The organism is Mucilaginibacter daejeonensis (assembly GCF_020783335.1).
Taxonomy (GTDB): domain Bacteria; phylum Bacteroidota; class Bacteroidia; order Sphingobacteriales; family Sphingobacteriaceae; genus Mucilaginibacter; species Mucilaginibacter daejeonensis.
This window is the reverse complement of record NZ_CP086068.1, coordinates 4,617,907-4,640,193: the sequence shown is the minus strand read 5'-3', so window position 1 is coordinate 4,640,193 and position 22,287 is coordinate 4,617,907. Positions and strand designations below refer to the sequence as shown.

General features: G+C 50.9%; 20 protein-coding genes and 1 pseudogene. 11 read left to right on the top strand and 10 right to left on the bottom strand.

The genetic code is table 11. The features are described 5' to 3' along the window. The first annotated feature begins 82 nt into the window (after positions 1 to 82). Positions 83 to 526, top strand: coding sequence for a hypothetical protein (locus tag LLH06_RS19945; protein WP_228171046.1), 444 nt, complete (start codon positions 83 to 85; stop codon positions 524 to 526). 80 nt (positions 527 to 606) lie between these two features. On the opposite strand, the gene LLH06_RS19940 is transcribed toward LLH06_RS19945, so the two are convergent. Beyond that, positions 607 to 1,830: a Bcr/CflA family multidrug efflux MFS transporter gene (locus LLH06_RS19940; RefSeq protein WP_228171045.1), complete on the bottom strand. Its 1,224-nt coding sequence runs from the start codon at positions 1,828 to 1,830 to the stop codon at positions 607 to 609. 155 nt (positions 1,831 to 1,985) lie between these two features. Next, the gene (locus LLH06_RS19935) at positions 1,986 to 4,880 is read right to left on the bottom strand and encodes a DEAD/DEAH box helicase (protein ID WP_228171044.1); all 2,895 of its coding nucleotides are present in this window, start codon (positions 4,878 to 4,880) and stop codon (positions 1,986 to 1,988) included. Positions 4,881 to 5,141: 261 nt separating this feature from the next. Here LLH06_RS19935 and LLH06_RS19930 point away from each other — a divergent pair, with 261 nt between their 5' ends. Further along, positions 5,142 to 5,756, top strand: coding sequence for an HAD family hydrolase (locus tag LLH06_RS19930; protein ID WP_228171043.1), 615 nt, complete (start codon positions 5,142 to 5,144; stop codon positions 5,754 to 5,756). Here LLH06_RS19930 and LLH06_RS19925 read toward each other — a convergent pair. Further along, positions 5,753 to 6,436 (bottom strand): SIR2 family NAD-dependent protein deacylase, encoded by a 684-nt coding sequence (locus LLH06_RS19925; protein ID WP_228171042.1) that lies wholly within the window; start codon positions 6,434 to 6,436, stop codon positions 5,753 to 5,755. The two genes, LLH06_RS19930 and LLH06_RS19925, sit on opposite strands and share 4 nt — an antisense overlap. Positions 6,437 to 6,648: 212 nt before the next feature. On the opposite strand from LLH06_RS19925, the gene LLH06_RS19920 reads away from it, so the two are divergent. Together LLH06_RS19920 and LLH06_RS19915 are read left to right on the top strand one after the other, a co-directional pair. After that, a complete protein-coding gene (locus tag LLH06_RS19920) occupies positions 6,649 to 7,791 on the top strand; it encodes a ligase-associated DNA damage response exonuclease (protein ID WP_228171041.1) in 1,143 nt (380 codons plus the stop codon). Then, positions 7,788 to 9,407, top strand: a complete 1,620-nt coding sequence (locus LLH06_RS19915; RefSeq protein ID WP_228171040.1) for an ATP-dependent DNA ligase — start codon at positions 7,788 to 7,790, stop codon at positions 9,405 to 9,407. The genes LLH06_RS19920 and LLH06_RS19915 overlap by 4 nt, the downstream gene beginning before the upstream one ends. A 26-nt stretch (positions 9,408 to 9,433) precedes the next feature. Here the strand turns inward: LLH06_RS19915 and LLH06_RS19910 are convergent, their stop codons facing one another. The 6 genes and pseudogenes from LLH06_RS19910 to LLH06_RS19885 form a co-directional block, all read right to left on the bottom strand. Beyond that, positions 9,434 to 10,708, bottom strand: coding sequence for a PepSY-associated TM helix domain-containing protein (locus LLH06_RS19910; protein ID WP_228171039.1), 1,275 nt, complete (start codon positions 10,706 to 10,708; stop codon positions 9,434 to 9,436). A 155-nt stretch (positions 10,709 to 10,863) separates the two neighbouring features. Continuing rightward, positions 10,864 to 12,237 (bottom strand): annotated as a pseudogene (locus tag LLH06_RS19905) (serine hydrolase domain-containing protein). Positions 12,238 to 12,682: 445 nt separating this feature from the next. Next, positions 12,683 to 13,159, bottom strand: coding sequence for a hypothetical protein (locus tag LLH06_RS19900; protein ID WP_228171038.1), 477 nt, complete (start codon positions 13,157 to 13,159; stop codon positions 12,683 to 12,685). Positions 13,160 to 13,323: 164 nt separating this feature from the next. Then, positions 13,324 to 13,587, bottom strand: coding sequence for a DUF3072 domain-containing protein (locus LLH06_RS19895; protein ID WP_228171037.1), 264 nt, complete (start codon positions 13,585 to 13,587; stop codon positions 13,324 to 13,326). 229 nt (positions 13,588 to 13,816) lie between these two features. Further along, positions 13,817 to 15,097, bottom strand: a complete 1,281-nt coding sequence (locus LLH06_RS19890) for a BamA/TamA family outer membrane protein (RefSeq protein WP_228171036.1) — start codon at positions 15,095 to 15,097, stop codon at positions 13,817 to 13,819. Positions 15,098 to 15,339: 242 nt separating this feature from the next. Beyond that, positions 15,340 to 16,347 carry an aspartate-semialdehyde dehydrogenase gene (locus tag LLH06_RS19885; RefSeq protein ID WP_228171035.1) on the bottom strand — a complete coding sequence of 336 codons (1,008 nt, stop codon included), beginning with the start codon at positions 16,345 to 16,347 and terminating at the stop codon, positions 15,340 to 15,342. A 284-nt stretch (positions 16,348 to 16,631) separates the two neighbouring features. On the opposite strand from LLH06_RS19885, the gene LLH06_RS19880 reads away from it, so the two are divergent. From LLH06_RS19880 to LLH06_RS19865, 4 genes are all read left to right on the top strand, one after another. Further along, entirely contained in the window at positions 16,632 to 17,588 is a 957-nt protein-coding gene (locus LLH06_RS19880; RefSeq protein ID WP_228171034.1) for an NAD-dependent epimerase/dehydratase family protein, read from the top strand. A 136-nt stretch (positions 17,589 to 17,724) separates the two neighbouring features. Continuing rightward, the gene (locus tag LLH06_RS19875; RefSeq protein ID WP_228171033.1) at positions 17,725 to 18,450 is read left to right on the top strand and encodes a YebC/PmpR family DNA-binding transcriptional regulator; all 726 of its coding nucleotides are present in this window, start codon (positions 17,725 to 17,727) and stop codon (positions 18,448 to 18,450) included. A 140-nt stretch (positions 18,451 to 18,590) separates the two neighbouring features. Next, entirely contained in the window at positions 18,591 to 18,806 is a 216-nt protein-coding gene (locus LLH06_RS19870; RefSeq protein WP_228171032.1) for a DUF2442 domain-containing protein, read from the top strand. Positions 18,807 to 18,811: 5 nt separating this feature from the next. Then, positions 18,812 to 20,050 carry a hypothetical protein gene (locus tag LLH06_RS19865; RefSeq protein ID WP_228171031.1) on the top strand — a complete coding sequence of 413 codons (1,239 nt, stop codon included), beginning with the start codon at positions 18,812 to 18,814 and terminating at the stop codon, positions 20,048 to 20,050. Positions 20,051 to 20,065: 15 nt separating this feature from the next. On the opposite strand, the gene LLH06_RS19860 is transcribed toward LLH06_RS19865, so the two are convergent. After that, on the bottom strand, positions 20,066 to 20,521 hold the full coding sequence (locus LLH06_RS19860) for a phosphatidylglycerophosphatase A family protein (protein ID WP_228171030.1): 456 nt from the start codon (positions 20,519 to 20,521) through the stop codon (positions 20,066 to 20,068). Between the two features lie 134 nt (positions 20,522 to 20,655). Between LLH06_RS19860 and LLH06_RS19855 the strand changes: the two genes are divergently transcribed. Genes LLH06_RS19855 through LLH06_RS19845 form a run of 3 tightly spaced genes read left to right on the top strand, consistent with a single transcriptional unit; the run spans position 20,656 to position 22,286 of the window. After that, a complete protein-coding gene (locus LLH06_RS19855) occupies positions 20,656 to 21,321 on the top strand; it encodes an HAD family hydrolase (protein ID WP_228171029.1) in 666 nt (221 codons plus the stop codon). 50 nt (positions 21,322 to 21,371) lie between these two features. Continuing rightward, positions 21,372 to 21,893 carry a MarR family winged helix-turn-helix transcriptional regulator gene (locus LLH06_RS19850; protein ID WP_228171028.1) on the top strand — a complete coding sequence of 174 codons (522 nt, stop codon included), beginning with the start codon at positions 21,372 to 21,374 and terminating at the stop codon, positions 21,891 to 21,893. A 12-nt stretch (positions 21,894 to 21,905) separates the two neighbouring features. Beyond that, on the top strand, positions 21,906 to 22,286 hold the full coding sequence (locus LLH06_RS19845; protein ID WP_228171027.1) for a group III truncated hemoglobin: 381 nt from the start codon (positions 21,906 to 21,908) through the stop codon (positions 22,284 to 22,286). Position 22,287: the final 1 nt, after the last annotated feature.

The window sequence follows — 22,287 nt, the reverse complement described above, 5'->3', positions numbered from 1 at the left end:
TACAATAGGTAATAAAGTATGATCAGGCTAACCTGAGGCGGGTATCTTTGAGATGTAAACCATTATAAACGACCTGCTTATTATGAAAAGAAGAAAATTCCTGCTGGCGTGGGCAATGGTCATTGCTGCGCTTTCGTTCGGGGCAGATGCATTGGCCCAAACCACATCCGTGAACCCTGTACCGGTGTACATCACCTACAATTCCAGCAATGTAAGGCCCCGTTTTGACCTTTACCTGCACGATGAAGAGAAACAGGACGGCTACGAACTACAGACCATTTTGGCGCCGTTGGACGATTACAACACTTACAAGTTAGGCTATGTGCCGCCCGGCAAGTACAGCGTGTACATCAAGGTGCGCGACTCAGACTGGGGCTATTTCAACTGGTCGTCAAGAGGGCAGTCCGGTAACGGCGTACTATGGCAGTACGGCTTTAACGAGTACAAATTGTTAGACAATGTGACCATTGATGATGGCACGGCAGAAGGCATCTATGGCCTCAACATCACCGTGGAGGACTGGTAGGCGATAACCTTACCCAACAACTCACTTATAAACAAAAATAGCCGGCATGTCCGGCTATTTTTTTTGATCAGTATCGAGTATCAATGCATTACCACGGCACCCTCGGTAGCCAGCACCGGCGCTTTGATCAGGCGGCGGCCGGTAAAATAGATCAGCGCAGCTACTACAGCCGTGCCGGCCATGATAGAGGCCAGTGGTACGGCCGTTAACGACTGGAAAAAGCCCACCCCTGTAGAGGCCAGCGCGCCTACACCTAACTGCAAAGCACCCATGAGTGCCGAGGCCGTACCCGCGTTATGGGCAAAGGGCGCTAAGGATAAGGCCGAAGTGTTTGGGCTGATAAGACCTATACAGCTGAGTAGGATGAACAACATGATCAGTACACCGGCCAGGCCTAACCAACCGGTAGCGGCCACACCCACGAACACGATCCCGGCGATCACCTGCACGGTAAGCGCCACCGGTACGATCTGCTGGCTGGTAAAGCTTTTAAGTAACCAGCTGTTCACCTGGCTAGCACCAATAAAGCCCACCGACAGCCCGGCAAATATCCAACCGTAGTTGATCTTGCTTACCTTGTATAGTTCCATAAATACCAACGGCGATCCTGCCACATAGGTGAACAGGCCTGCAAAAGAGAAGGACCCCGCCAGCACATAGGTAAAGAACTGCGGGTTGCGCATCACTTCCCAAAAGCTGGCCACCATAGGGCCAGGCTTTAACGAGAGCTGATGGTTAGGTTGGTATGAGCTGGGCAAGGCAAAGATCACGGCCAGCAGGATCACTATGGCAATAAGGGCCAGTATCAAAAATATCGCATGCCAGCCAAAGGCCTCGGTCACGTAGCCGCCAATGGCAGGGGCCAGCATGGGCGATGCACCCACTACCAGCATCAGCAGGGCAAATACTTTGGCATTCTCTTCTACCGGGAACAGGTCGCGCACCATAGCAATGGCCGCTACGGCCGCGGCACAACTGCCTATGGCCTGCAAAAAGCGGATCGCGATCAGTCCATCAACCGTATGCACCATCATACAGCCGAATGAGGCCAGCAGGTATACCGCTAACCCGGCGTACAATGGTTTTTTGCGGCCATATTTATCAAGCAACGGGCCATAAATAAGCTGCCCGGCCGATATGCCTACAAAATAGCTGGATAACGAAAGGGTGACCCGCTCCACCGTAGTGTGCAGATCGGCCGCAATGGCCGGGAAGCTGGGCAGATACATATCGATCGAGAACGGTCCTAATGCCGTTAACGACCCCAGTATCAATATCAGGAAAAAATGGCGTTGCCTGGTCATGAGTAGTTAAGTAGTGTTTGTTGAAGTGGAGTGCAAAGGTAGTGAAAACTGTCCGCGGCCCCCTCTGTATCTCCCCCGGGAGGGGAGACTTGAAAGACCGATGACATTTTCTTAAAGCCCTCCCTCCCGGGGAGGGTTTGGGTGGGGCTGTGGGGTCACCCCAATATCTCCCGTATATCGTCGGCCGAAAGGGATTTGATAAAGCTTTCTTCGGTGGTGATGAGCGAGCGGGCCACGCTGAGTTTGCGCTGCTGCAGGGCCAGGATCTTCTCTTCCACCGTGTCTTTGGTGATAAATTTGTAGATGAACACGTTCTTGGTTTGCCCGATGCGGTGGGTACGGTCAATGGCCTGCTGCTCAACGGCCGGGTTCCACCAAGGGTCGAGGATGAACACATAATCGGCCTCGGTAAGGTTGAGACCTACACCACCGGCCTTGATCGATATCAGGAACACCTGCGTGGCTTCATCCTGCTGAAAGCGTTTTACCACCTCGCCGCGGTTCTGCGTGCCGCCGTCGAGGTAGGTGTACTTGATGTTTTGCTGATCAAAATACTGGCGGTAGATGTTCAGCTGCTTCACGAACTGCGAGAAGATGAGGACCTTGTGGCCGCCATCCAGCACGTTGGCCAGGGTATGCACCACGTCCTCAAATTTGCCCGAATCGCCCTCGTAGCTCTCGTCGATCATGGACGGGTGGTTGGCGATCTGGCGCAGTTTGATCAGGCCCTGTAATACCTGTATCTGACTTTGGGCAAAGGAGCCGTCCTCCAGGCTTTGCAAGAGTTCGTTACGATATTCTGATTTTACTTTTTCGTAAACGTTCTTTTGTTCATCGCTCATTTTGCAATAAAAGAGCTGCTCCGTTTTGGGCGGAAGCTCGGTGGCTACCTGCTCCTTGGTGCGGCGCAGTACAAAGGGTTTGATCAGCGCCTGCAAGCGGTGCGCTTTGTCCTCGTCCTTCTTCTTCTCTATAGGCGTTACAAATTCGTTCAAAAAGAATTGCTGGCTGCCCAGCAACCCCGGGTTGATGAACGACATCTGCGTCCAAAGATCGTTAACAGTATTCTCTACCGGGGTACCGCTCAATATGAGCCTATGGCGTGATTTAAGCTGCTTGACCGCCTGGTATGATTTGGATGATGGATTCTTGATGTTCTGACTCTCATCTAAAATGATGTAATCAAAAAAGAACGACTTGAACATCTCCACATCGATGCGGCTGATGCCATAGGTGGTCACCACCACATCGTAATTACCGAACACCTCGGGCGACCGGTAACGGAACGCGCCGGTATGCACCATCATGCGTAACGATGGCGTGAATTTGGCCGCCTCATTGATCCAGTTATAGATCAGCGAGGTGGGCATGATCAGCAACGAGGTAGTGGTAGCGCCGATGGCCTCGGCATTTTCCTTGTTCTTTTGTAGCAGGGCCAGGGTTTGAATGGTCTTACCTAAACCCATATCATCGGCCAAACAGCCGCCAAAATGGTAATCGCGTAAAAAGTGGAACCAGTTGTAACCGGCCTGCTGGTAAGGGCGCAGGCTGCCCGCAAAGTTAACGGGCGGCGCAATGTCCTCCAATTCTTCAAAATCAGCCAGTTTTTGCAGTTTGCGGTTGATGGTCACGCTGGCCAGGTCGCCCTCGGCCAAGTCATTGATCAGGCCTAAGTGGTGCTTACGCAGCTTGAGTTCCTTGTTACCCTCCGCAAAGTTGAGCAGGTTACCATACTGAGCGAACCATTCTTCGGGGATCACGGCTATCTCGCCACTGGGCAAGGTGAATTCCTTTTTGCGGTTGAGAATGTGGTTACGCAGATCAAGGAAGGGGATCTTATACGGCCCAAAGTGGACAATGGCGTGTATGTCGAACCAGTCATTGTTCTCTTTCACCTGCAGGTCGATCTTGCTATTGCCAAATAGGTAGCGTTTTTGTCCGTCTGGCTGTTCGATCTCAAAGCCGGCATCCACCAGTTTTTGATGGTGCTCGTTCAGCCAGTCGAACACGGAGAAGGAGCGGTCGGTATCATCCTCGGCCTGTTTAACCTCCAGGTTCTGGAACAGCGACGAAGAGGCCGTTAGCCCCAGGTTCTCCAAAAATTGCAGCTTGTTCTTTTCCCAGGTCACCGAGCGCTTGATGCGGTGAAAGATGTAATCGTCGCCATTATTATCGATCTTGACCGATATCTGGCGGCCATCACCATGAGGGAAGATATAACCGGCGTACTTAAAGAAAAGTTGTATCTGAGAGGTGCCGCCGGCCACATATATGGGTTTCAGCACGGGGCGGGCATCATACTTTTCGGTGTTGATGGTAAAGCCCTCGGCATGTACATGATGTTTCTCGATCAGCGGCGCCACAAAGCGTTCAAAGTATGAGCGCTCGGCACTACGCGGGATCGCGATATAGCGTTTGTTCAGGAACGGCTGTAGCTTTTTACCTTCCACCTCGCGGTCAAAGTAGTACAGCGTATCGTCAAGCATCATCCAGCCCGGGTGGTTGCAAATAATATCGGCGTTCTTGAACATGAACTCGATCTTCATGCCCTGATACTTGATGGTAGGGTAATAGCGTATCTCGGTATCGTCGCGCTTGAAGTGGAACAGTACCGTGGCGGCCTCAGCCGCTATGTGCAGCTGCTTTTCGGCCGGGTAGCCTTCCTTGCTCATCAGGTATATCGGCTTTTCGGCCATCAGGGCTAAAGCCTCGGTCAGCTTCTTCTCGATCTTGGGCCTGATCACCTCATAAAGCTGGTCATTGAAAACCTTACTGAAGAACTCGTACGGACGTACCGGCTTTTTATGATACTTTTTGATGATGTGCCCCTGCTCGATATCCTCCAGCATCTTGATGAGTTTCAGGTCGGTATCATCGATACAATTGCTGAACTCCTGTGCCGTATTACTGAACAGGCGCTGATGCGTGAGCGAGAACTCTCCGTTAGGATTAAGCTGTACGATATGCGGCTCGATCAGCCACGAAAGGTACTCGTGGCGGGCAAGGGCATATATAAGCTTGCAGGGTTTACTGCTGTCTACTCGTAGCATCGTTCAGGGTAAAAATATTGTTGAAGCTACATCAACAAAAATCTCAAACGTATGAAGAATTTGCAGCAAATAAAAGAATGCCCGCGCAATTGTTGAAAATTAACGATCTCTTAACATGCTCCATAAAAGCCACACCCAAACCCTCTCTGGGAGTAGCCCCCTCTGTATCTCCCCCGGGAGGGGAGAGCTAAAAAGAGAAGTTTGGTAAGCCCTCCCTCCCGGGGAGGGTTTGGGTGGGGCTATTTTCCTACCTTTGCCGCCATGAATGCCACCTCACAACAGCGTTACGATGCACTGGTCAAGATCAGCCAGGATAATTTTAAAGCCTTTCTGTATGATTGCGATGGTACACTGGCCGATAACATGCCCATGCACGTGGAGACCTACATCCGCGTGGCGGCCGAGCAAGGCGTAGCGATAGACGGCGCCATCATTGACGAGTTCGCGGGATTGCCTATCGTGAACGTGGTAGAAAAGATCAACGAGCGCTACCAGAGCACATTTGATCCCATTGCCTTTAAGGATGCTAAGTACAAGGTGTTCATTGAGGAATACATGGAAAAGACACAACCGATCGACTATGTAGTGAACCACCTGAAGAACCATGCCGGCCAGGTGCGCATAGGCGTGGTGAGCGGCAGCAGCCGCATAGTGGTAGAGCGTACCATGCAGATCCTGGGCATCGACCACCTGGTAGAGGTGATGGTATGCGCCGGTGAAACGCCGCATGGCAAACCTTACCCCGACCCTTTCCTGAAAGCGGCCGAACTGTTGGGCGTTGCCCCCGAACATTGCCTGGTATTTGAGGACGGCAAGGCCGGTTGTGATGCCGCCGATGCCGCCGGTATGCGCTGGGTACGCATCGATAAGCTTTAAGCCATCAGCTCGTTCGCCAGTTTTACTACGCCGGTGGTAGCCTTTTCGGGTATCTTGTACAGGTTATTGGTACTGCCTACTGTGGGTATGTTAGGATCAACGATGTATTTAGGAGCGTCGAAAGGTACATAGTCCACCAATCCTGCCGCCGGATAGACCGCCAGTGAGGTACCCACCAAAATGAACAGATCGGCGGTGGTGCATAGTTGCGCCGCTTTCGAGATCATGGGCACATCCTCACCGAACCACACCACGTGCGGCCGCAACGGCGAGCCTAATTCACACTTTTCATCCATGCGCAGCTCCCAGCCCTCTATGGGGTAGGTCAGTTTAGGGTCAATGCTCGACCGCGACCGGGTAATGAGTCCATGCAAATGCAGTACATCGTTTGAGCCGGCGCGCTCATGCAGGTCATCGATGTTCTGGGTAATGATGGTCACATTGAACTTTTCCTGTAGGCGGGCCAGGGCAAAGTGAGCCGCGTTAGGCTCCGCCTCGATCACCGACTTGCGTCTCTCGTTATAAAAATTCTGTACCAACACCGGGTCGCGCTGCCAGGCCTGCGGCGTGGCCACATCTTCGATATTATAACCCTCCCAAAGCCCGTCGCTATCACGAAAGGTCTTCAACCCGCTCTCGGCACTAATGCCCGCCCCTGTCAGTACAATAATCTTTTCCATAAGTAGCTATTGAAGGCAAGATAGTAAAAGTAGCGGTAGTGAGTAGCAGAGGTGTAGTAGCCCCACCCCAACCCTCCCCGGGAGGGAGGGATTCAGAACTATACATCTTAAAGTCTCCCCTCCTGGGGGAGGTTTGGAGGGGGCTGCTCCCCGAGTGAGAACTTGGGTTAGGCCATAAAACCAAATCGCCCTTCCCCCCGTTATCCTTACCTATGGCCCAACGACCGTTGCTTGAGTTCACTGACAGAGGCATTTATTGTGCCGAGGGTGGTTTTTACATCGACCCCTGGAAACCTGTGGACGATGCCGTGATCACCCATGCACACGCCGATCATGCCTATATGGGCCATAAACGCTACCTGGCGCATCACCTATCGCGCGAGGTGTTGTACTACCGCCTGGGCGAGATCCAACTACAGACGGTCGAGTATGGCGAAAAGGTGATGAAGAACGGTGTGGAGATATCTATGTACCCGGCGGGGCACGTGATCGGTTCTGCCCAGATCAGGGTCGCGCACCGCGGGCAGGTTTGGGTGGTATCGGGCGATTATAAGGTGGAGGACGACGGCGTTTGTGCACCTTTCGAGCCGGTGACCTGCCACCACTTTATTTCCGAGTGCACCTTTGGGATGCCGGTGTACAAATGGCTGCCCCAAGCCGACATCTTTAACGATGTGAACCGTTGGTGGCGTCATAATGTAGAGCACGATCTGGCCACGGTGATCGTAGGTTATTCGCTCGGTAAAGCGCAGCGCATCTTGCAGAACCTCGACCTCAGCATCGGGAAGGCTTACACGCACGGCGTGATCGAGAATACCAACGAGGCCTTGCGCCGCAATGGTGTTGAGTTGCAACCTACCCATCGTATCACCGTTGATTCGGTAAAGGAGGAGGTGCGCAAGGGGATCATCCTGGCGCCGCCATCGGCCGTGGGTACGCCGTGGTTGCGCAAGTTCCAGCCTTACAGCTTTGGTTATTGCTCGGGATGGATGTCCATCCGTGGGGCCAAGCGCCGCCGGGCGGCCGATAGGGGCTTCGTGCTGTCAGACCATGCCGACTGGGATGGCCTGGTGAGCGCCATAGATGCCACGGGCTGCGAGACCGTGTACCTGACCCATGGCTATACCGCCAGTTTTTCAAGATATTTATCAGAGATCGGCTTCGACGCCCGCGAGGTACATACTTTGTATGGTGGGGATGAGGAGGAAACGGCCCCACCCCAGCCCTCCCCGGAAGGGAGGGAGCTGAACGAAGAAGCCCCCACCGAACCTCCCCCGGAAGGCGAGGCTTTAGATACAGAACTTAACTCCCTCCCTACCGGGGAGGGCCGGGGTGGGGCTGGAGGTACTATATGAAAGCATTCGCCCAACTCTTCACCGCACTCGATGAGACCAACAAGACCAACGAGAAGGTAAAAGCGCTGAAGGCTTATTTTGCCTGCGTGCCCGATACCGACAAAATGCACATGCTGGGTCTGTTCACCGGGCGTAAACCTAAACGGCAGATCAATGCTACGCAGTTCAGGCTGTGGGCCATTGAGGCATCCAACATCCCGTCGTGGTTATTTGAGGAAAGCTACCACGTGGTGGGCGACCTGGCCGAGACCGTGGCCCTGCTATTGCCCGACAACGATAGCAGCAGCGACAAGACGCTCACCGAATGGATAGCCGAGATCAATGACCTGAACGACAAGACCGAACAGGAAAAGCACGACTGGCTACTGAACTCGTGGGCCTCATTAGGCACACAGGAACGTTTTGTGTTCAACAAGATCCTGACGGGCAGTTTCAGGGTAGGTGTATCGCAAAACCTGGTGATCAAGGCCATTGCCGATGTGACCGACCTTGATGCCGCTACCATTACCCACCGGTTAATGGGTAACTGGATGCCCGACACCTACCAGTATGCCGAGCTGGTGCATACCGATACCGCACTGGAAGATGTATCGAGGCCCTATCCTTTCTTTTTGGCTTATCCTGTTCAGGAAACATCTGAAAAGCAAAGAACACCCGAGGCCATGCAGACCCTGCTGGGCGATGCCGCCAACTGGCAGGCCGAATGGAAGTGGGATGGCATACGCGCCCAGCTGATCAAACGTAACGGCGAGATCTTTATCTGGAGCCGGGGCGAGGACCTTGCCACCGACAAGTTCCCCGAGCTGCATCCCTTTTTAAATGAACTGCCCGACGGTACCGTGCTCGATGGCGAGATCCTGTCGTTCCGCAGCGGATCGCCTTTGACCTTTGCCGTGTTGCAGACCCGAATTGGCCGCAAGACCCTGAGCAAAAAGATACTGGAAGATAGCCCGGTGGCCCTGATCGCGTACGACTGTTTGGAGTATGCAGGTGAGGATATTCGCTATAGAACGCAGACCGAACGCCGTGCATTATTGGAAGGGTTACAAGCCGCTACCTCATTCCCCGAGGTGTTCAACATCTCATCGCTCATTACTTATGAGAGCTGGGAAGAGCTGAGCACCATACGCGAACGCTCAAGAGAGATGGTGGCCGAAGGTATTATGCTGAAACGCAAGGATGCCCATTACCAGGTGGGCCGCCGCCGGGGCGACTGGTGGAAGTGGAAGATCGATCCGCTATCGGTAGATGCGGTGATGATCTATGCGCAAAAAGGCCATGGCCGCCGTGCCGACCTGTATACCGACTACACCTTTGCGGTTTGGGATGGCGATAAACTGGTGCCTTTTGCAAAAGCTTATTCGGGCCTTACCGATGCCGAGATCAACAAGGTAGACCATTTCATCAAACGCAATACGCTGGAAAAATTTGGCCCGGTACGTACTGTAAAGCCGGAGTTGGTTTTCGAGATCGGTTTCGAGGGGATCAACCGGTCTAACAGGCATAAATCGGGTGTGGCGCTACGCTTCCCGCGCATTTTACGCTGGCGTCAGGATAAACCTAAAGAAGAGGCCGACAGTATAGATACGCTGAAAGCACTGCTGGGCGATGAGTGATGAGCTCATGGAGCTGATCGATTCGCTTATGCCTCTACCGTGCTCACGTTAGGGCGCAACACCAGCTTGGGTTGGGCAGCTGCACCTTTACCGGCAGGGCGTTTGCGTGCTGCAGGCTTCTTATTGCGCTTACCCCACCAGATATAGAACCCGGTGATCGGCAAACTGGCCGATATCAAGGCCACTATAAAAGCAATGATCTTGCCGGGAATGCCCAATATGGCACCTACATGGATGTCGTAGTTCATACGGCGTAGCTTATCGGCCGCCGAGGCATCAGCATATCGGCCCGAAAAGGGTCCGCTGGCTTTAAGTTGCTTTAGGCTGTATTGATCAAATTGGTAAACGTTGGTCTTGTAATATGTGCCCTCGCGCAGGTAGGCGGTGATGCCGATGGCATCGGCAGCTTTTACCGGGATGGAAATATAGAATCCTTTAGGGTTATCGATCTTGTTCACACGTTGCCAAACCTTATCGATCGAGGCCAAACTGCGTTCGGTCATGTGCAGCGTGTCTGACCGCATATCGCCTTTTTCAGTAAGTGAGTTGCCACCCGATGTGGCCCAGTAGACCGAACGGCTTACCCACTGAAAGCTCCAGATCAGTCCCGTGAGTGATATGATGATCAGGAAAACAGAGCTGTAAAAGCCCAGCACGTTATGCAGGTCGTAGTTGGTGCGCTTAAAGCTACCATCAAATTTGATCTTGAAACTTTTATCGCGAATGGCCTTGGTCCATTTTTTGGGCCACCATAACACCAGGCCGGTAATGGCGATGCAAAAGAACATCAATACCGATGAGCCCACCACCATGTGGCCCACTTCGCGCGGTAGCCAAAGCGTGCGATGCCCGTCCAATATGAAGCGGAAGAAGTCGAACTCCCTGGCTGCCTTGCTTTTGCCACGCAGGCGTTTCACATGCACCACCTTGCCGCTGTAGGGGTCAACAAAAGCACGAACGAACACGCCCGACTTGCGGTTAGTGCCACGCACCTCGGCAGCTTCACCCGCTATGCCGTAGGTGATGCCGTTGGGCTTTAGGCTATCGGCCGCAAAGGCAGGCAAAGCTTTTTCAACAACTGCTGCTGGTGACAGCATACCACCTTTTTGCTCCTTAACAAATCGCCATGGCTCGGCTATGCCCCTGAACTCGCGCTCAAAAACATAGATGGCACCAGTAATACTGATGATCACCACCACGATACCGGTCAGCAGTCCCATCCACAAATGCAACCAGGCCGCTATCTTTTTAAATAACGATGGGCCTGAGGCCTTTTTGTTTTGGAGTGATCGGGTAGCCATGAACTGATCGATAAGTGTTGGTGTGGGTAATTTAGACCAAATCTAAATAATTAGATACACATGACAAAAAAATTATTTCAAAAAAGTTGTGGCTGAGTAAGATAGGGTCACGTTGCCGGCCGGCCGCGTGTTAGATCATTACGTTACAGTGGTCATTATTTTTTCAAGCCATTGGTAGCGGCTTCTAACCCTTCCTTCCCATCAACACTATTGGGGTAAAGCCTCAGTAAAAGGCGGAAAATGGGAAGTGCTTCAGCAGGCCGTTTATCCAGTAATAACACCGAATAGGCCCAGTTCACCAGGTCACGTTCGGGGATCTTGTAACCCGGCTGCTTCGATAGTAAATGCTCATAAGCAGCGTTCAGGTCTTTATATTTCTTTGATCTCCAAAGTTCATTCAATGGTATTAGCGCATCAGACAAATTACCGCCATTGGCTGCCTTGAGTTCAGGGTAGAAAAGGCCAGCGATCTCAGAGGCCAGATTCTCAGGACCGATCGACTTCATGTTAGTAAGTACGATGACGGTAAGGTCATGATCCGGATAAACGTAGAACCAAGACCTGGAGCCACCTATACCAGCAACAGCACGTGGAGCAACATTTCTTTTAGCCACCCAGCCCAATGCCCAGCCACCATAGCTGCCATCGTTCAGTTTTTGAGGTGCCCACATCTGTTTTAAGCTGTTCGCAGATCTTAATAGTTTGCCATTCTGAAGGGCCATGATCCACTGCGCCAGCTCTGTTGCCGTGCAGTTGATACCGGCGGTCGACCGTAGCTCCGGAAACTCTTCCCACGTTCTTTCCAGCGTTTGACCTTTTATGAAATTACGCTCTGTAGTTCTTGACACGGCATAGGTAGGTGCTTTGTTAGGAATAACGTCTCTTGAATCACCAAAGCCTGCGAGCGTCATCCCAGCAGGTACGAACTGTCGTTCTTTAACGAACTCTTCAAAACGCTTACCGCTTGACTTTTCAATGATCTATCCTAACAGCACATAGTTGGTCTGGTTGTAAGAGGTCCTTTCTCCTTCAGGGAACTCCATAGGCAGGTCGCGCGTTCTTTTTAACGCTTGCGGATAAGGCAGGCCCTCAATAAAACCTCCCTTTTTCACATTCACAAAGTCGGGGATACCAGAGGTGTGATCAAGTAAGCTTTTAACCTTAATGTTACTCCAGGCCAGAGGAAGGCTATCCAGGTAACGGCCTATGGGCTGCATCACGTCTATCTTTCCATCTTCGGCCAGTTGCATGATAGCCACACCTGTGAACGCCTTTGTCGCAGAGTTGATAGAGAACAAGGTGTTGTTGGTCACCGGTACTTGATGCTCAATATTAGCGGTCCCGAAAGCCTCAGAGAACCATAGCTTGTTGCCTTTCACGATCGCTACCTGTAACCCAGGGATCCTGCGTACAAGCATTTGTTCCCTGATCAATTTACGAACAGAGTCGGGGTTCACCTGGGCATTAGAAAAGTATGGGATAAATAAGATAAGCAGGTATAAGGTGAGGTTGAACTTGATCCTATGCATGGATGGGCTTTACTCTATAGACGCCTCAGATCTGGGTATGTTACAAGTGAGATCGCGTCAAACGATCAGTGATACTATACAGATCGATCTTGATCCGCTGAGCCTTTAAACAATTCCGTTCACTTGGTTAAGGAAGCTACGTTCACCGGTCTGACCCTATGTGTTTACCGCCTACCGAATGTAGCTTAGTGTATCGAGAAGGTGTTACAGCCTGTAACAGAATTCCCCAAAATTCCCCACTTTTCACGGTTGCGAAATTTGTAAAAACCCAACTTTTTCAAGAAAAAGCATACAAAAAGCCGATCTGTAACACCAAATGTAACGCGGTAACACATAAATGTAACACCAGCAACGTGTATCTGATCGTCGCAATTAGCCTCTTTGGGCAACGTGCAGACATTGAATTACGAAAATGGTGATCAGGAATTCAGGTCGATACCGGCGATCATTGCCTGGCCTTCATGTTCAGGTAAACGGCGTTGCGCTGATCGGATAATACCTGGCCATTGCGGGTCATTACCGTCTTTTCGGCCGGGAACTTATAAGTGGTGGTCCGGGAGCCTGCCCAACCGTCAATAGTGCTAAGTCCAGGCATGAACTCATCATCAGTACCTTTAAAAAGCGCTTTACCTTGCCTGATCTCCTGAAGTGCTAATTTTCGATATTCGGATATATTGGTCTGTACCATGGTGACAAAGTTGTGATAATCGAGCTTTAAACCACGGCTGGCGCAATATTCATTGAACAGGTTGAGGGAAGTGGTTTGGCAGGGCTTATCTAACTTGGTGGAACCCTTCATGCCCTTGGCATCTAAAAAATCGACAAAGCCGTTCCAATTGGCACGGTCCTCAGGTGTCATGACCTGCGCGGAAGCGATGGCTGCAAAGGCTGTAAGCGCCACTGCGATCAATAGATGTTTCATGATAGGGATAAGATGTTGATGCGTTCAAATGTATCTAAAGCATTTACACACGACCGCGTAGATATTATCTCAGATCAACCAGAATATGATATGAACAGAGCTATTACATCACTACGGCCACAATCACCAGCAGTTGCACTGTGGCCGTAATGATGATAGCAGGACTATTGATCCACGTTGTTCTCTTCCAGTCCGCGGCCCGTCTTGTGCTGAAGCTCATCGATCCGTTTAGAAGCCTCTGCCTTGCTCAACGAACCATCGAACTCTACGCCAGCCTCGTCAGACAGTGTTTTTAAATAGGAATGCTGTGCGCCGGTCATCGGTTCATCGCCGGTGGTCCATTCATCAGGGTCTTTCACGGTGTTAGAGCCGTTGAGTGGTGTTGGGTTAATGTCGTCTTGCTCAGTGTTCTTATGTTCAGTTGCCATGGTTATTCAATTTCAAATAACAACATGATGTTTGGCTAATTGTTTTAGCAAAACAGAGTCTTGGACACTCCACAGAGTTGTATGGGCATTGAACTTAAAGCCCCGGCTGTAGGCCAGGGCTTTTTTGATAAGTACCAATAGTCACTTGTTTAGGTAGCGCAATATAGTGCTTTGCCTATAAGTATACGGACCGTGTTTTTACGGTATTTATATCAAGAGAAGTATCTTTCTAAAAAGCCTCGTTCAACCCCAAAAAGAATCCTTTGGAACCGAACTTACCGAAGGCATAGTCCAGGCAGAGGTTGGTACGCGTGGCCTTGTTGAACAATATGCGCAGGCCGACGCCGCCACCCGGTTGCCAGTATTTGAACAGGGGAATATTGATATCATCGTTGGCGGTTTGCACATTGAAAAACGTTACCCCGCTAATGAACTTGTTACGGGTGATCGGGAAGCGGTATTCGGCCTCCGAATAAAAGTATTGCGTACCCTTAAAGTAAGTGACCGTATATCCCCTGCCGCTCCTAAAGGCCGGGTCACGACCGGTGCCAGGCAGTTCGAGATAGGGCAACGCACCGCCAAGCAGGTAAGCTCCCCAGTTCCAAAAGGCGATCACATGTTCGGGGTTGCGGGAGCTCAGGCTCCAGTATTTACGAAAGTCGGTCACTAGTTGTACCGCATTTTTGGTGCTGCCTATCCAGGTCTGGTTGGCGCGTATACCGACGTCTGCATAGATACCTTTGTAGGCCCGGTTCAAGTTATCGCGCGTGGTATATTGCAAATTGAACAACAAGCCATTGGCCGAGTAATTACCAGGATTGAAACCATACCGGTCCGAATAGATATTGTTAGGCGTAAGCGGCGTAGTAGATATACGGTCTTCGATGCTGCGGCGTATATCGAACGACAGCCCGGCCCCTACGAACAGGCCATTACTTACCTCTTTGTAAACCTTTTCGCGAATGTTATAGTAGACCGAGTGTAGTACATAGGCCTTACGGCCGGCATTGTTGAGGATCTGGTCGCCCTGATCGCCACCGCCATCGTGGCCAATGCCTACACCAAAGTCGGGCGTGACCGTTTTGGCCGTTACGATGTTGCCCTGGAAATTCCAACGGTTGGCATTGGTATATACGTTATGGTTGATGTAAAAATACAGGATGCCCTTGGTGGTGATAGATGCCGAGGTGGCCGCTACCGACATGAGGGTGGTAGGGTCGGTACCAAGTTTACGACCGGCCACTGCTTTGATACCGATCTGAAAACCGATGCTCGGGTTAGAAGCGATGTTGGGTATCACAGTGATGCCCGAAGGTTTCTTTTGTACGGTATCCTTACGGCCGTGCGGATGCAGTATGGCTTTCACTAGGTCGCCAAAGTCGTATTGTTTGTGCAGGGTATCAACCGTTGGCCTTGCCTTGGCAGCATTACGCAACGAATCGGCCTTCACCGAATCCACAGGAGCGATCACCTGGGCGTAGGCGCTGCCGAACGCTATCAACAGCGTCATCAACAACAACGATCTGATCAGTGCTGATCTTTGATCAGGACTTAAATAATATAGGTGTCTCAACTAAATCGCGGGTCTTGTACAGGTGCTTACCTGCATGTGCTATTTAACTGAAACTATAAAATGTTTTGAATTGTTTGCCCGTCGCCGTGCCGCAGGTATAGCCCTTATAAAAGTGGAAGGATAAAAAAAGGGTGCTGACCATGGTCAGCACCCTTTTTTTACAGGTGGTTAATAAACGGTTAAGCTTCAACAGCCTCGCCCACCAATTTTTGAGCTACCAGGTACTCAGCGATCTGTACCGCGTTGGTGGCAGCACCTTTACGCAGATTGTCTGAAACGATCCAGGCGTTCAGCGTGTTGGGCTGGGTCTCATCACGACGGAGACGACCAACAAATACTTCATCCTTTTCGTGAGCATCCAATGGCATTGGATATTTCAGGTTGGCCACATCGTCTACCACTACCACACCCGGAGCTTCGCTCAGCAGGGTGCGCAGTTCGTCAAGGTCAAAATCCTGCTCAAATTCCACGTTAACAGATTCAGAGTGACCGCCCATTACCGGTATACGCACGGTAGTGGCCGTTACACGGATGCTATTATCGCCCATGATCTTTTGGGTCTCTTTGATCATTTTCATCTCTTCCTTGGTGTAGCCATTCTCGGTGAACACATCGATGTGCGGCAACACGTTCAGGTCGATCTGGTACGGGTAAGCTTTAGGGCCTTCAACGCCGTTACGCTCATTGAACAGCTGATCCACTGCCTTAACGCCGGTACCGGTCACTGATTGGTAGGTAGATACTACCACGCGTTTGATCTTATATTTATCGTGCAGGGGTTTCAAGGCAACCACCATTTGTATGGTTGAGCAGTTGGGGTTGGCAATGATCTTGTCCTCGGCGGTAAGTACGTCGGCATTTACCTCGGGCACTACCAGCTTTTTGGTAGGATCCATACGCCAGGCCGATGAATTATCGATAACGGTGATGCCTGCCTCTGCAAAAAGTGGGGCCTGCTCCAATGAAGTGCTGCCGCCGGCCGAGAACAAGGCCAGGTCGGGCTTCTGCTTTATCGCATCCTCGGCAAGTACCACCTTATATGGCTTACCCTTAAAGGTAACTTCCTTACCTACACTTTTTGGGGATGCCACTGGGATCAACTCGGTTACCGGGAAGTTGCGCTCCTCAAGGACCTGCAACATTTTAGTGCCTACCAAACCGGTAGCACCTACTACTGCGACTTTCATTTGTCTCGAATAAATTATGTAATTAATTAAATATTAGTTGGCTAAGTTAGGCATTTTGGTAAACAAAAACCGGTTAAGCGCTTTATAAATGAGGTTTTTAGGCGATATGGAAGCACTGTGTCTATCCATAATGCCAAATATAATTTGGATATGGTGAGCGGGTCTTGATCCGGGTCGACGCGAGGTAAAGGTTCTGTTGTTACAAGATGATCGGTAAAAATGGCTGCATGTGATCTTGTTAGCAGCATTTTTGTAGTTTTGTATCTCTCCAAATAAAATACTGCATGAGCGAAAAGATATTAGTGATCGGCGCCAATGGCCAGATCGGTACCGAATTGGTGACAGCCTTACGCGCACGCTACGGTGCCGAGCAAGTGATCGCATCAGATATCAACCAGCCAACGACCGCCCTGCGCGAGCATGGCCCGTATGAGTACGCTAATGTGCTGGAGAAGGAGAGTCTGCTGCATGTTTTCAAGGAACATGCTCCTACACAGGTATACCTGCTGGCGGCCATACTATCGGCCACTGGCGAGCAAAAGCCCAAACTGGCCTGGGACCTTAACATGAACGGCCTCATCCATGTGCTTGACCTTGCGGTAGAGTTCAAAACGGCAAAGGTGTTCTGGCCAAGTTCTATCGCGGTGTTCGGTCCGCATTCGCCACGTATAGATACGCCTCAGTATTGCGTGATGGATCCTAACACGGTTTATGGTTTCAGTAAGCTGGCCGGCGAACGCTGGTGTGAGTACTACCATGCTAAATACGGGTTAGATGTCCGCAGTATACGCTACCCCGGCCTGATCAGCTGGAAGGCTGCCCCGGGCGGCGGCACAACCGATTATGCCGTACACATTTTCCATGAGGCCGTTAAGGATGGAAGATATGAAAGCTTCCTAACAGCCGATACGCGCCTGCCGATGATGTATATGGACGATGCAATACGCGCTACGCTGACGCTGATGGACGCCCCGGCCGAAAGGATCAGCATCCGCTCAAGCTATAACTTAGGGGGCATCAGCTTTACCCCAGCCGAACTGGCTGACGCGATCAGGACAGAGATGCCGGAATTCGAGATCAGCTATGCCGATCGTGACCCCCGCCAGGCCATTGCCGATAGCTGGCCTCAAAGCATTGACGATAGTTATGCTCAAAAGGACTGGGACTGGCAATTACGATACGACCTGCAACGGATGACCGCCGAGATGCTGAAAAATCTAAAGAATACTTTAGTTTTGTGATCTGTTCATACCCATTGTTGTAGTGGTCGCTTGTTGGTCTGAGAGCTGAACATGCGATAGGCTTCAACAAACTCAGCATGACCTGGTCATGTCTAAGGTGTGGACGTTCAATTTACCGTTAACTACTCACACATAAATGGGAAGAGCATTTGAGTTCCGTAAGGAGAGAAAATTTAAGCGCTGGGCCAAAATGGCCGTGCAGTTCACACGTTTAGGCAAAGAGATCGTGATGGCCGTTAAAGATGGCGGTCCTAATCCCGAGAGCAACTCCCGCCTGCGTACGGCCATGCAAAATGCCAAGGCCGTGAACATGCCTAAAGATCGTGTAGAGGCGGCGATCAAACGCGCTTCAAGCAAGGACGAAAAAGATTACGAGGAATTAGTATACGAAGGTTACGCCCCGCACGGTGTGGCCGTACTGGTAGAGACCGCTACTGATAACACCAACCGTACCGTGGCTAACGTACGCAGCTATTTTACTAAAGTAGGTGGCGCGCTCGGTAAAACAGGTTCATTGGATTTCATCTTCAGCCGTAAATCGGTGTTCCGTTTTGAGCCGGGCGAACGCGATCTGGAAGAATTGGAATTTGAACTGATCGATGCCGGCCTGGAAGAGCTATTTGTGGAGAGCGACGAAGAAGGTAAGGACGTAGCCGTATTGCACGCTGCTTACGAAGATTTTGGCAAGATGCAAAAGACCCTTGAGGGCATGGGCATCGAGTTGAAGTCGGCCAAGCTGGAGCGTATCCCGTTATCGACCACCGAGATCAGCGAGACCGATGCAGCCGATGTATTGAAGCTGATCGACAAACTGGAAGAGGACGACGACGTACAGGCCGTGTACCATAACATGGCGGAGTAAGCTTCGGCCCCGTTAAAGGAGGGGAGTATAATTACCCAAACTCGTCATTGCGAGGCACGAAGCAACCTCTGCGTTAGGCATATTGACCAAGCATATTTCATAGATTGCTTCGTTCCTCGCAATGACGTTGATAAATAAACATGCCACTATTCACCTCACGTAAGCAGCAAGGCAACATCAAATTATCTTTTCAGGATGATATGTTGCTGGTGGAAAAACCTGACGGTAAACAGCAGGTATTCCCATTAACGTTCTTCCCGGCGCTGATGAAGGCCACGGATGAGGAAAAGCAGAATTGGGAGCAAACCACTACCGGCATAAGGTGGAAGGACCTGAATGTGGACATCAATATCTAACGATCATGTTATTGTTCGAAGAGTTTTTTAAAAAGAAGAAGATAGACCTCAGCAGCTTACAACAAAGTGAGCCGGGACTATTTTCGGAATTTAAGGAACACTACGAGCAAATGGGCGAAAAGAGCTTTGACCATACCAAAAAGTTCTGGTTCAATAAGCTGCGTCACCAGTTCCCGCTGCCACCCGAGGTAAAAGCTGAACGCCTGCGCCCGGAGAACCAGATCGCCGAGCAAACGGTAAGCGATATGCTCACTGTTCCGCCTGTGGCCGATCAGATCCAGGAAGGACCCAAACCGGGCGGTTTCAAGCCAAGGTTCAAATCCCCTACGGCAACTCCCGCTACTGATGAAACGAAAACAAAGGAGGCCTCCGCAACTGAAACGCCATCGACCAATGAAGCCAAACCTGCCGAAGCACCAACGGCCAAGGTAGGCTTCAAGCCGAGATTCAAACCGGGTGTCATTACGTCTAAACCTGCCGAACCGACAACTGAGGCAACAGCTGAAGCTGGTCCATCAAAACCTACAAAAGATGCTGATGCGCCTCAAGAACAAGCAGCACCTGTAGCTAAGGTGGGCTTTAAGCCTCGTTTTAAAGCTGGGGTGACCACCGCCAAACCTGCTGAAGAGCCGGCCCCTGCATCAGCACAAGCAGATGCCCCATCTGATGAACCGCCTGCTGCACCAAAAATGGGCTTCAAGCCTCGGTTCAAAGCCGAAGTGACCAACACTAAACCTTCAACACAAGACGCAGAACAAAACGTCGAACCAGTAGCTGACAATGGTCCGGCTACACCAAATACCGATACGGCTGTACAAGCTGATACTTCATCGAACGAAGTAACCCCGGCACCTAAAATGGGCTTCAAGCCTCGTTTTAAAGCTGGTGTGACCACTACTAAGCCGGCTGTTGATGTTCAAAAAGAGGAAGTTCCAGCGGAGCCTGGAACCGATGTTGAGCCTATCGCTGAAGCTGAAGTGAAGAATGAGACCTCGACATCAGATATTGCTTCACCAGCACCCAAAATGGGTTTTAAACCGCGCTTTAAAGCAGGCGTGACCACTACCCGGTCAGCTGATGAAAGCCCGGCGACCGATCCCGCTAAAGAGCAGCCTTTGCCCGCAACTCCATCAGATAGTCCTGAGCCAGTAGAGGAGAAAAAAGAGGAAAACCCGACCGAGGCACCTGCCTTGAAATTAGGCTTCAAGCCACGCTTTAAAAGCAAACCTGCCGACGAGCAATAAAGCGAGATGCATCTCTTAAAGGTTAAATACGCGAACCAGTATCTGTAGAACGATATTGGCGTACACCCCTGCCAACACATCATCCATCATCACACCGGTACCGCCTTTTAAGGCCTCCATTTTGCGTACCCCTAAGGGTTTCAAAATGTCGAAGAAACGGAACAGGAGGAGGCCAATGACCAGGTTGGTGTTAGTTAGCGGTAGGAGCAGTAGGCTGATCATTTGCCCGGCCACCTCGTCGATCACCACGCGCGAGCTGTCCTTGCCCCAATCGGCCTCTACGACGTCTCCTGTGTAAATGCCGATCAGCGTGATGATGACCGCCGCTACCGGAAGCACCCAAAGGTGCTCAAAACTACCTTGCTGGCGGAGCAAATAGATGATCAAACACGTTACCGCCGCTGCCACCGTGCCACCACCTTTGATATAACCGATACCGCCCCAGGAGGCAATGATCTTGCTGAACTTCATTGTTAAAAATAGGAACCGCAAGTTACTAAAAAGTTGCCCGATGCATGATCGAATGCCCTTACCACCATATCATTGTTATAACATTAATTAAAATTATACTTGACCATGCCTGCTATTTTTCCCTATTTGCGGCCATGACACAACGACCCAAGGCTCTGATATTTGATATGAACGGCACCATGATCAATGACATGGATCACCATACCCGGGCATGGCAACGGATATTTAATGAAGAACTTGGTGGCAATTTTACCTGGGATGAGGTTAAAGCGCAGATGTACGGCAAGAACCAGGAAGTGCTGGAGCGCGTGTTCGGTCCGCAGCGATTTACTGCTGAGGAAATGACCGAATTATCCTTTGCCAAAGAGCGCCGTTACCAGGAAGAATACCTGCCCCAGTTGGCTCTGCTGCCCGGGTTGGACCGTTTCCTGGAACGTGCTTACGAGTTACAGATACCCATGGCTATCGCTTCGGCCGCCATTCCATTCAATATCGATTTTGTGATCCATAACCTGAACATCCGTCATTACTTTAAAGCCGTGGTAAGTGCCGATGATGTGACCTTCAGTAAGCCCCATCCGGAGACCTTTTTAAAAGCTGCTGAGCTGTTAGGGGTTGACCCGGTAGATTGCCTGGTATTTGAGGATGTACCCAAAGGGGCTGAGGCCGCTTTGAACGCCCAGATGCCTGCCGTAGTACTCACCACCACGCATCAAAAGCATGAATTCGTGCATTTGAACAACATCATACACTTCTCTGCAGATTTTACGGACCCTTTCTACACAACGCTGCTGCAATAGCTAAAAACTGTATTTTAAACGTATATTGGTAGCTGTATTAACACTGAACAATGGACCTCATTTCTGAACTGGCCGAGTTAGCTATGGCTACGCGTTTAAAGCGGCTGAGCGAACGACTGGCACAGGATGTGAACAAGATATATAAAGAACTTGATTTCGACTTTGAGGCCAAGTGGTTCCTGGTGCTTGAGCTATTGAGCCGCCGCAAGGTGCTCTCGATAGTTGACATTGCCGATGAGTTGCGTCTTACGCACCCGGCCATCGTTCAATTTGTGGATCAGATGCAAAAAGCCAAACTTATTACGGCAAAAAAAGACCAGATCGACGGGCGGAAGCGCATGGTTTGCTTAACAGCCAAAGGCAAGCGTATGCTTGACGAACTGGCACCTGTACTGGCCCTGATCAAACAGGAGATACAACGCCTGCTCTCGCAAGCCGATCATAACCTGCTTAGCGTGCTGGGTCAGATCGAGGATGCCCTGGATGAGGAAAATCTCTACAGCCGTATCAAGGCCCATACGGGTGAGTTGGCCGGTGCCCGGTCAAAACCAAATGCCTCTGACGAGGCCTGATCAGCAACAATTATGGACATCAAGGGTAAAGACGAGATCAAACTCCTGGTGAATGACTTTTACACCAAGGTACGGCAGGATGACCTGTTAGGACCGGTGTTCGCTGATGTGGTGCATGACGATTGGCAGCCTCACCTAGATAAGATGTACGACTTTTGGAACGCCGCCTTGTTCGGTGTGCCCGGTTTCAGGGGTAACCCTTTTGCACGGCATGCACCGCTTCCTATTACCCCAAAACATTTTGAACGCTGGCTCGAGCTATTTAACAGCACCGTTGACCAGCATTTTGAAGGGCCGGTAGCTACTGAAGCCAAAAGCCGGGCATTGCTTATGGCTACGGTGTTCCAGTCGAAATTGAGCAGGATGAAGGATGCCTTTAAGGTGATCGTGTAAA

Bases quoted from the DNA above. Each gene is read 5' to 3' on its own strand.
- LLH06_RS19945 (WP_228171046.1), top strand. From the start codon at position 83: ATGAAAAGAAGAAAATTCCTGCTGGCGTGGGCAATGGTCATTGCTGCG.
- LLH06_RS19940 (WP_228171045.1), bottom strand. From the start codon at position 1,830: ATGACCAGGCAACGCCATTTTTTCCTGATATTGATACTGGGGTCGTTA.
- LLH06_RS19935 (WP_228171044.1), bottom strand. From the start codon at position 4,880: ATGCTACGAGTAGACAGCAGTAAACCCTGCAAGCTTATATATGCCCTT.
- LLH06_RS19930 (WP_228171043.1), top strand. From the start codon at position 5,142: ATGAATGCCACCTCACAACAGCGTTACGATGCACTGGTCAAGATCAGC.
- LLH06_RS19925 (WP_228171042.1), bottom strand. From the start codon at position 6,436: ATGGAAAAGATTATTGTACTGACAGGGGCGGGCATTAGTGCCGAGAGC.
- LLH06_RS19920 (WP_228171041.1), top strand. From the start codon at position 6,649: ATGGCCCAACGACCGTTGCTTGAGTTCACTGACAGAGGCATTTATTGT.
- LLH06_RS19915 (WP_228171040.1), top strand. From the start codon at position 7,788: ATGAAAGCATTCGCCCAACTCTTCACCGCACTCGATGAGACCAACAAG.
- LLH06_RS19910 (WP_228171039.1), bottom strand. From the start codon at position 10,708: ATGGCTACCCGATCACTCCAAAACAAAAAGGCCTCAGGCCCATCGTTA.
- LLH06_RS19900 (WP_228171038.1), bottom strand. From the start codon at position 13,159: ATGAAACATCTATTGATCGCAGTGGCGCTTACAGCCTTTGCAGCCATC.
- LLH06_RS19895 (WP_228171037.1), bottom strand. From the start codon at position 13,587: ATGGCAACTGAACATAAGAACACTGAGCAAGACGACATTAACCCAACA.
- LLH06_RS19890 (WP_228171036.1), bottom strand. From the start codon at position 15,097: ATGACGCTGTTGATAGCGTTCGGCAGCGCCTACGCCCAGGTGATCGCT.
- LLH06_RS19885 (WP_228171035.1), bottom strand. From the start codon at position 16,347: ATGAAAGTCGCAGTAGTAGGTGCTACCGGTTTGGTAGGCACTAAAATG.
- LLH06_RS19880 (WP_228171034.1), top strand. From the start codon at position 16,632: ATGAGCGAAAAGATATTAGTGATCGGCGCCAATGGCCAGATCGGTACC.
- LLH06_RS19875 (WP_228171033.1), top strand. From the start codon at position 17,725: ATGGGAAGAGCATTTGAGTTCCGTAAGGAGAGAAAATTTAAGCGCTGG.
- LLH06_RS19870 (WP_228171032.1), top strand. From the start codon at position 18,591: ATGCCACTATTCACCTCACGTAAGCAGCAAGGCAACATCAAATTATCT.
- LLH06_RS19865 (WP_228171031.1), top strand. From the start codon at position 18,812: ATGTTATTGTTCGAAGAGTTTTTTAAAAAGAAGAAGATAGACCTCAGC.
- LLH06_RS19860 (WP_228171030.1), bottom strand. From the start codon at position 20,521: ATGAAGTTCAGCAAGATCATTGCCTCCTGGGGCGGTATCGGTTATATC.
- LLH06_RS19855 (WP_228171029.1), top strand. From the start codon at position 20,656: ATGACACAACGACCCAAGGCTCTGATATTTGATATGAACGGCACCATG.
- LLH06_RS19850 (WP_228171028.1), top strand. From the start codon at position 21,372: ATGGACCTCATTTCTGAACTGGCCGAGTTAGCTATGGCTACGCGTTTA.
- LLH06_RS19845 (WP_228171027.1), top strand. From the start codon at position 21,906: ATGGACATCAAGGGTAAAGACGAGATCAAACTCCTGGTGAATGACTTT.